Annotated in this window: 1 protein-coding gene; it reads left to right on the top strand. The window is 62.4% G+C overall.

From position 1 onward, the window contains the following. The first annotated feature begins 244 nt into the window (after positions 1-244). Positions 245-856: a hypothetical protein gene (locus ACFU7Y_RS44210; RefSeq protein ID WP_380772120.1), complete on the top strand. Its 612-nt coding sequence runs from the start codon at positions 245-247 to the stop codon at positions 854-856. Positions 857-1,010: the final 154 nt, after the last annotated feature.

Genomic DNA, 1,010 nt, shown 5'->3' with positions numbered 1-1,010 from the left:
GGCAGCGCCAGCCCCGCATCGTGTGCGGCTACTTCAAGGCCCCACACGTCTGCTACGCGATCATGTAGGAAACCGAGCCATTTCGGCTCAATATCATGTGCACGAAGGATGGGACGAAGTATTTCCTTCGGCCGAAGGCGGACAGCTACCCCGGGTGGACGACCGACTTCTACAATGCAGGGTCCAAGAAGGCCGACATCAAGATCAGGCTGGGGGACGACTAGTGGCAAGGGAGGGCTCGATCATGGTTGATCGCGACGGCTACCTCGACATTCGCTCCCGCAGCGCATCCGTCTTCGACCTCGACGCCAGACTGCCCGACCAGGTTTTCCGGGAGGACGCGGGGGATTCGCTGTTCTGCGAGTTCGATGCGGTCCTCACCCAGGAATTCTGGCCGGCGCTCTGCGCGATGGCTCGGTGGCACGGCGACGATCGCATCGAACTGCTGGTTCTCGAACCTGGTCTCGACGAGTTCTATCTTCCGGAGTGTCGGACGTACCCGGCGATGTCGTTGTCCGTCGACGCGGGCGTGGACGACTACTGGGAGAAGATCGGCTTTACGTCGGACGATGATTTCGCGGAGTCGATCGCGATCTCTGCCAAAGCCATCGCTGTGATAGGCCCTTCCGGAAGGTGGGGGTGCTGGGGTGAGAGGGATCCTGAGGTCGCAATTTTTCGGGGCTTTCCGGATGTGGCCACACGGGATGAATGGCGCGAGCGGTTCGGGCCCTTCCTTGAGGTGTCAGGCGCACTGGAGTCGTATCTCTTGCTGGCCTTTGGGCGTCAAACCGTTCCGGACGCCTACGCGGCAACCCTGACGGCCAACTACGGACGCCCGAACGGTAGGAGGCCGTAACGTTACGGAGTTTCACTGGAGTTGCGGTGATGCTCCATGTCCTGGTCAAGGCTCCTGCCAGCCCAAGGGACACGTGTAGGGGACGAGGTCGCCCGCCCACGCCGGCGGCCTCTTCCCCACCGGAAGGCCCTGTGTAGGTCGCCCGCCTTTGGCG

This window comes from Kitasatospora sp. NPDC057542 (assembly GCF_042801945.1).
Lineage (GTDB): Bacteria > Actinomycetota > Actinomycetes > Streptomycetales > Streptomycetaceae > Kitasatospora.
Note: the sequence above shows the minus strand (reverse complement) of the source record. Positions and strands in the feature narration are given on the sequence as shown.